The sequence below is a fragment of the Citreimonas sp. genome (assembly GCF_042096055.1).
Taxonomy (GTDB): domain Bacteria; phylum Pseudomonadota; class Alphaproteobacteria; order Rhodobacterales; family Rhodobacteraceae; genus Citreimonas.
On record NZ_JBELMH010000114.1, the window covers coordinates 1 to 7228 of the forward strand.

A 7228-nucleotide genomic window follows, 5' to 3' on the forward strand; every position below is an offset into this window, starting at 1 on the left:
TCCAGCGGCAGGACGGCGTTCTTGTCCTCGATGAAATCGCCGAGCTGGCTGTCCTCTTCGTCGCCGATGGGCGTCTCGAGGCTGATCGGTTCCTTGGCGATCTTCATCACCTTGCGGACCTTCTCGAGCGGCATCTGCAGCTTCTCGGCCAGCTCTTCGGGCGTCGGTTCGCGGCCGATCTCGTGCAGCATCTGGCGGCCGGTGCGCACCAGCTTGTTGATCGTCTCGATCATGTGCACGGGGATACGGATGGTGCGCGCCTGGTCGGCGATCGAGCGGGTGATCGCCTGCCGGATCCACCACGTCGCGTAGGTGCTGAACTTGTAGCCGCGGCGATACTCGAACTTGTCGACGGCCTTCATCAGGCCGATGTTGCCCTCCTGGATGAGGTCCAGGAACTGCAGGCCGCGGTTGGTGTACTTCTTCGCGATCGAGATCACGAGGCGCAGGTTGGCCTCGACCATCTCCTTCTTGGCGACCCGGGCTTCCTTCTCGCCCTTCTGGACCTGGTTCACGATGCGGCGGAACTCGGCGATGTCGAGGCCGACATACTGGCCGACCTGCGCCATCTCGGCACGCAGCTCCTCGGCCTTGTCGGAGGAACGTTCGATGAAGGTCTGCCAGCCGCGGCCGGGCTTCTGGCCCATGCGCTCCATCCACGACGGGTCGAGCTCGTGCCCGCGATACTCGTCGATGAATTCCTTGCGGTTGATGCGCGCCTGGTCGGCCAGCTTCACCATCGCGCTGTCGATCGCCATGATGCGCTTGTTGATGCCGTAGAGCTGATCGATCAGCGCCTCGATGCGGTTGTTGTGCAGGTGCAGGCCGTTGACCAGCTCGACGATCTCGCCGCGTACGATCTGGTAGCGGGATTCGTCGTCGGCCGAGAACGAGCCGTCCTCGTTCAGCGTGGCCGAGATCCGGCTGTCCTGCATCGCGGCCAGCTCTTCGTAGTCGCGCGCGATCCGGTCGAGGGTTTCCAGCACGCGCGGCTTCAGCGCGGCCTCCATCGCGGCGAGCGACATGTTGGCCTGCTCGTCGTCGTCCTCGTCGTCTTCCTTGGCGATCGGGTTGCCGTCGGCGTCGTATTCCGGGCTGCCGCCGGACTCGTCCGATTTCGACGTGTCGGCGCCGGCGGTGTCGACCACCGGCTCGCCCAGCTCGCCCTCTTCGCCCATCTGCCCCGAAAACGTCGTCTCGAGGTCGATCACGTCGCGCAGCAGGATGTCCTCGGAGAGCAGTTCCTCGCGCCAGATGGTGATCGCCTGGAACGTCAGCGGGCTTTCGCACAGCCCCAGGATCATCGTGTTGCGGCCAGCCTCGATCCGCTTGGCGATGGCGATCTCGCCCTCGCGCGACAGCAGCTCGACGCTGCCCATCTCGCGCAGGTACATGCGCACCGGGTCGTCGGTGCGGTCGAGCTTCTCGGACGTGCCCGAGCCCAGCGTGACCTCGCCGGCGCGCTTGGTCTCGACCAGGTCGGTGGTGCCCTTGGCGTCGTCTTCCTCGCCGTCCTCGTCTTCCTCGGTGACCTGGATGCCCATTTCCGAGAGCATCGACATCACGTCCTCGATCTGGTCCGAGCTGACCTGATCGGGCGGCAGAACCTGGTTGAGCTGGTCATACGTGATGTACCCGCGCTCGCGCGCGTCGGCGATCATCTTCTTGACCGCGGCCTGGCTCATGTCGAGCGACAGCTCTTCCTCCTGCTCCTGAGGCTTCGCGTCGTCGTTGTCCTTGGCTGCCATAAGGCTCTCCTGATCGAGGGACGGGCGATGATTCGTCCTGACCGAATCAAACCGGCGTCATCGTGATTCGCAAACCGGTTTACCCAGATTTCCCGGCTGTTTCCCTAACATAATTCTTACGTCCGCTATTGCCGTCCCTTGTCGAAGCGGATCTGGGCCAGCAACGAATCGAGCGCGCTGCGCTCGGTCCGGTCCACGTGTGCGCCGTTCGGGCCGATCTCGAAATCGGCGTCGTCCTCCTCGTCGAGCCGCCCCGCCTGGCTGCGGGCCTGCGCGACTTGCGCCAGGCGCCATGTCAGCGCCTCGTCGGGATGGCGTTCGAGATCCTCTTCGGCCTCGGCCATCTCGGCGTGCCAGCCCCGCGCTGCTTCCAGCTTGGCCAGAACCTCGGCCACCGTCATGCGGGCAAGGTCGGCATCCCCGGGTCGCCTCAGGCATGGCACGATCATCAGATGGCGCGAGGCCAGCATCGTTTCAAGGGCATCCGGCCCGATAGCGTCCTCGCATTGCGCGCGCATGGCGCGTTCGTTGCCGATGCAGCGCAGGATCGCGTCGCGCAGGGCGGCGTGGTCGGGGTCGATGCAGTCGAGCGCCTCGAGCCGGGTCTCGAACTCGGCCGCGATCTGCGGCGTGGTGATCACGGCGGCCAGCACGACCGCCTCGCGCAGACGCGTCTCGGTGCCCTCGTTGGCCATCGCCAGCAGCGACGCCTTGGCCAGCGGCGTGGCAGGCTGCGGCGCGTCGCGGCGCCACGGCTTGCGCGGACCGCCGCCGCCACCGTTCTCGCGCGGCTTGGGCTTCGAGCGGAACAGCTCCCACCGCAGGTCCTTGATCGCCTGGCCGTAATGGTGCCGCACGCTGGGGTCCTTGATGGCCGCGATGCGCGCGCGCAGCGCCTTGTCCAGCGCGGCGCGCCGTTCGGGGCTGTCGAAATCGCGGCCCTCGATCTCGCGCTCCCACAGGACCGAGACCATGGGGCGCGCGGCGTCCAACACCTTGGCCACCGCTTGCGGGCCCTCGGCGCGCAGCAGGTCGTCGGGATCCTTGCCCTCGGGCATCAGCGCGAAGCGCAACCCCTTGCCCGCCTCGAGCAGCGGCAGCGCCAGGTCGATCACCCGCGCGGCGGCGCGCAGGCCGGCCTTGTCGCCGTCGAGCGCGATCACCGGCTCGTCGCTGACGCGCCACATGAGCTGGATCTGCGGCTCGGTCACGGCGGTGCCCAAGGGGGCCACGGCGGCCTCGAACCCGGCCTCGGACAGCGCGATGACGTCCATGTAGCCCTCGGCCACCACCAGGGTCTGGCCCTTGCCGGCGGCCTCGCGCGCGGCGCGCAGGTTGTAGAGGTTGCGCGACTTGTCGAACAGCGGCGTCTCGGGCGAGTTCAGGTACTTCGCGTTGTCGTTCGGGTCCATCGCGCGGCCGCCGAAGGCGATCGCCCTGCCCCGCCCGTCGCGGATCGGGAACATGATGCGGTTGCGGAACACGTCGTAGGGCTTGCGCCCCTTGTCGGACTCCTTGACCAGCCCGGCTTCGCGCATCAGCGCCGGATCGACGCCCTTGCCTTCCAGATGCGTGCGCAGCGCCTCCCAGCCGTCGGGGGCGAAGCCGATCTCGAACCGCTCCAGCGCGTCGGGCTTGAGCCCCCGACGGTCGAGATAGGCGCGCGCATCGGCCGCGACGCCACGCTGCAACTGCATCCGGTAGAAGGCGACGGCCATCTCCATCACCTCCACCAGCTGGGTGTTGCGGTCGGCCTTCTGCTGGGCGCGGGGATCCTGTTTCGGCACCTCCATGCCGGCCTCGCCGGCGAGGATCTCGACCGCTTCCATGAAGCCCACGTTCTCGGTCTCGCAGACGAACTTGATCGCGTCGCCCTTCGCCTGGCAGCCGAAGCAGTAGTAGAAGCCCTTGCGGTCGTCGACGTGGAACGAGGCGGTCTTCTCGTGGTGGAAGGGGCACGGCGCCCACATGTCGCCCTTGCCCTGGTTCGACTTGCGGTTGTCCCACATGACCTTGCGACCGACGACTTGCGTCAGGCTGGTGCGGGTGCGCAATTCGTCCAGGAAACCGGGGGGCAGACTCATGCGCGCAGTATCGCGCCGCGCGGCGGTGATTCCAAGCGTGACGGTGCGCGACGCGGCGGTCGCGGCGCCGGTGCGGCGCGCCGGATCAGAGCGCCTCGCACTGGGCGCGCCACGCCTCGCCGACCTTATCGGTCAGGAGTTCCGGCGGCAGGGCGTAGATCCAGTCGACCAGCATCCCCGCCACGTCGGTGGGCAGACGGTCGGCCAGCGCGTCGATCGCCTGGTCGCGGCTGCGGCCCTCGGCACGCGCATTGACGCCGGTCATGACCATCTCGGCCTGGCTGGCGCATTCCTGCCGGTCGTATTGTTGCGCGCGGGCCAGTCCGGGCAGCAGCGGCAGGCTCGACAGGGCCAGAACGAACGCGAAGCGCGGCATGATCCATCTCCCTCCGGGCGGCGGCCCGAACGGGCCGCATCGCGCCGACAGCTAGACCGTCAGCGCGCCGGGGGCAACCGGCGGCTCAGCCGGCCCAGACGATCTGCGGCGCGAAACGGGGGCGGGTGAAGACGAAGTTGTAGAAGCTCTGCGGCTGCAGCGCGGGGATTTCGAAGACGGGCGTGTGCTCGGTCTCGGTCTCGACGACGATCACGCGCTCGTTGTGCAGCAGCGCCGGCAGCCTGTCGCGCAGGCCCGCCAGCATGTCGTCGTCCATCGTGACGAACTCCCCGCGCGCCTGCGACCAGCCGACCTCGTGCGTGTCGCTGTTGGCGTCGTAGCGCACCAGCGTCACGCGCAGCCCGTAGCTGCCGTCGCTGTCGGCCAGGAAGCGCAGCACCGACAGCATTCCGTCGAGATAGGCGGCATCGATCGGATCCGTCTCGCGCGAGATCGCGTCCGAGATCGTGTAGGCCGCCTTGATGTTGAGGCTCTTCTGGCGGAAGGCCTCGAACAGGGTGAAGGTCGAGGCCATGACCGCCAGGATCAGCGGCATCCAGATCACGAACTCGATCGAGATCACGCCGCGCTCGTCGCGACCGAAGGCGCGCAGGCGGCGGATGAGGGCGGCGGTGAGGTCGATCATGGCTTACCTCGGCTCCTGCACGAAGGCCGACTTGGCGACCAGCCACGAATAGCCCTGCTCGTCGTGATGCAGGTTCGCGCCCATGCCGATCGTCGGGAAGACCGGCTCGAACGACATGCAGGCGCGCAGCAGCATCATCTGGTTGTCGACGCCGGCGGCGAAGTTGCGCACCGGGCGCGGTTCTTCCTCGACGTTGCGGCAATCGGCGGCCTCGGTGAAGCCCACGAGGTCGCGCGGCGAGACCTGGATCATCTCGAGCGTGAGGTTGCCGTTGCAGTCCTGCACGATCTCGGCGATGCGGCAGATGTTCTCGCGCACGGCCTCGTAGTCGGGCGGGGTGCCCGTGCCAAGGCGGATGTCGCGCACGGCGACGTCCACCGCGCGTTCCAGCATGGCGTGGCGCAGGTTCATGTAGGCGATCTCGATCCCGCTGGCGAGCAGCATGAACACGACCGAGAACCAGATCACGAATTCGATCGTGACGTTGCCGCGCTCGTCCCGGCGGAAGCGCTTCAGGCGACGGAGCGCATGCATCACTCGACCAGCCTCAGGTTGTTGATCTGGCGCGCGACGGTGTCGAAGGCGTCGTAGATCTGCTGCCCGTTGGCGCGGAAGAAGTGGCTTTCGGACGAGGCACAGGCGCGCATGTCGTTGGCCGCGGCGTCGTTCGTCTCGAACGCGATGGTGAAGACCTGCACGCCGCGCGCCTTGGCCAGCGCGCACTGCTGCTGCAGGTAGCCGACATTCGCGCTCTTGGAGGTGAGCGTGTAGTAGGGTGCGCCGCTCTGGCGCGACAGCTCGACCTCGCCGTTGATTGCGGCCGACGGGTCGTTCGGGCGGAACTGCTCGGTCGTCTCGCCGTCGGTCATGATGACCATGTACTTTTCCGTTTCGGGGTCGTTCCAGTCGATCGGCCGGCCGTCGAAGCTGGGATCGACCAGCCCGTTGGCGATCAGGTGGCGCACCTCGTCGCGGTTGGCCGGGTCGAGCAGCGCCAGCCCGTACTTGGCGCCGATATGCAGGCCCGTTCCGTCGTGCATGCGCATCGTCTCGAGGAAGTCCAGCAGGCCCTCGCGGTCCGAGGAATAGTAGTGGATCGCGGTGTCCTCCTGCGGGCACCAGCCCCAGTCCATCGTCTCGGTGTCGGTCTCCCAGTAGTGGAACAGCGGCACGAAATCGGTCGAGGTCGGCATCTCGGTCGTGGCGAATTCGTGCGCCTCGATCTCGATGCACGAGGACGGCATGTTGACCTGCTGCGGCTCGGGCGCCGGCGCGGGGGGCGTGTAGTTCGCCGTGTAGCTGTCGAAATCGATCCAGTCGTAATCGAGCGTCCACCCCGGGATCCGCCCGCGGTTGTTGGTCGGGCCGAGATCCGAGCCCGGGCCGTTCTCGTCGCCCTTGACCTGGAAGTAGCGCGTGCTCTGCGTGCCGCCCTTGATCGACGCGCCCAGGAACTGGGCGCTGTCGTTGAGATCGTTGTCGTAGGCCATGAAGAAGCCCACCGCCCCCGACAGGAATTCGTCGACGTCGCGCGGCGCGGTCTCGGGGAAACCCTCGATCTTGTGGGCGCGGTCGAACCGGTTGTCGCCGTCGAGATCGAAGTAGAACACCACGTTCGAAATTGCCTGCGCCCACGGTTCGAAGAAGTCGGCGACCTCCTCGGTCTCGGTCTCGGCCGGGGGCAGCGTCGGGCGGTCGCCGCGGAAATACTCGAACAGCACCTCGCCGGGGTTCACGTGGCCGGCGAAGGGCACGACGTTGAGCGTGGTGACGCCGTTGCTGTCCTCGTCCAGCACCTTCGAGACGAAGTTCTGCGCCGCGGGGCGCATGTGGGCGATCCGGTTGTTGAAGCGCATCGAGCCCGAGATATCGAGCACCAGCGAGATCTCGACGTTCGAGATCCGCTCCTCGGCGGTGCTGCGGGCGACCACGTCCAGCGTGTCGTAGCCGGACATGCGCAGGAAGAAGGTGTTCAGGTCCGTCTCGCTGTGCGCGCTGACGACCCGGTGGTTCAGCGACCGGTCCACCGTCACCGAGGCGAGCGTCTCGGAGATGCCCGCCTTGGTCATGTAGTCGTTCACCACCGTCTCGGGGTCCTGCAACTGGTCGAGGTCGGCGGCGGCCAGCACCGCGCGGTCGGCGATCCCCTGCATCTGCGCGCGCACCGCTTCCTGCCGCATGATGTCCACAGCGGCGCCGGTGATGACCAGGATCAGCACGATGAACAGGGCCGAGAAGAGGGTGACGCTGCCGTCCTCGGACGCGGCGAAGCGGTCGATCACGCGGGGCGGTCTGGTGGGTGCGGTCATTCTCCGACGATCCTCTCTCCCGCCGATGCGTGTCGCGGGTTTGGAGACAGGAGTAGGATCGCATT

Annotated in this window: 6 protein-coding genes; all 6 read right to left on the reverse strand. The window is 67.3% G+C overall.

The genetic code is table 11. The features are described 5' to 3' along the window. The coding region (gene rpoD, locus ACFDTC_RS16640; protein WP_375260000.1) for an RNA polymerase sigma factor RpoD at nucleotides 1-1748 on the reverse strand (1748 nt) is incomplete at its 3' end. 125 nt (nucleotides 1749-1873) lie between these two features. Then, nucleotides 1874-3832: a DNA primase gene (gene dnaG / locus ACFDTC_RS16645; RefSeq protein ID WP_375260001.1), complete on the reverse strand. Its 1959-nt coding sequence runs from the start codon at nucleotides 3830-3832 to the stop codon at nucleotides 1874-1876. An 85-nt stretch (nucleotides 3833-3917) separates the two neighbouring features. Continuing rightward, a complete protein-coding gene (locus ACFDTC_RS16650; protein WP_375260002.1) occupies nucleotides 3918-4208 on the reverse strand; it encodes a hypothetical protein in 291 nt (96 codons plus the stop codon). Nucleotides 4209-4293: 85 nt separating this feature from the next. Beyond that, nucleotides 4294-4854, reverse strand: coding sequence for a TadE/TadG family type IV pilus assembly protein (locus ACFDTC_RS16655; protein ID WP_375260003.1), 561 nt, complete (start codon nucleotides 4852-4854; stop codon nucleotides 4294-4296). A gap of 3 nt (nucleotides 4855-4857) precedes the next feature. Beyond that, entirely contained in the window at nucleotides 4858-5388 is a 531-nt protein-coding gene (locus ACFDTC_RS16660) for a TadE/TadG family type IV pilus assembly protein (RefSeq protein ID WP_375260004.1), read from the reverse strand. Next, a complete protein-coding gene (locus ACFDTC_RS16665) occupies nucleotides 5388-7163 on the reverse strand; it encodes a pilus assembly protein TadG-related protein (RefSeq protein ID WP_375260005.1) in 1776 nt (591 codons plus the stop codon). The genes ACFDTC_RS16660 and ACFDTC_RS16665 overlap by 1 nt, the downstream gene beginning before the upstream one ends. Nucleotides 7164-7228 lie beyond the last annotated feature (65 nt).

Bases quoted from the DNA above. Each gene is read 5' to 3' on its own strand.
- ACFDTC_RS16650 (WP_375260002.1), bottom strand. From the start codon at position 4,208: ATGCCGCGCTTCGCGTTCGTTCTGGCCCTGTCGAGCCTGCCGCTGCTG.
- ACFDTC_RS16660 (WP_375260004.1), bottom strand. From the start codon at position 5,388: ATGCATGCGCTCCGTCGCCTGAAGCGCTTCCGCCGGGACGAGCGCGGC.
- dnaG (WP_375260001.1), bottom strand. From the start codon at position 3,832: ATGAGTCTGCCCCCCGGTTTCCTGGACGAATTGCGCACCCGCACCAGC.
- ACFDTC_RS16665 (WP_375260005.1), bottom strand. From the start codon at position 7,163: ATGACCGCACCCACCAGACCGCCCCGCGTGATCGACCGCTTCGCCGCG.
- ACFDTC_RS16655 (WP_375260003.1), bottom strand. From the start codon at position 4,854: ATGATCGACCTCACCGCCGCCCTCATCCGCCGCCTGCGCGCCTTCGGT.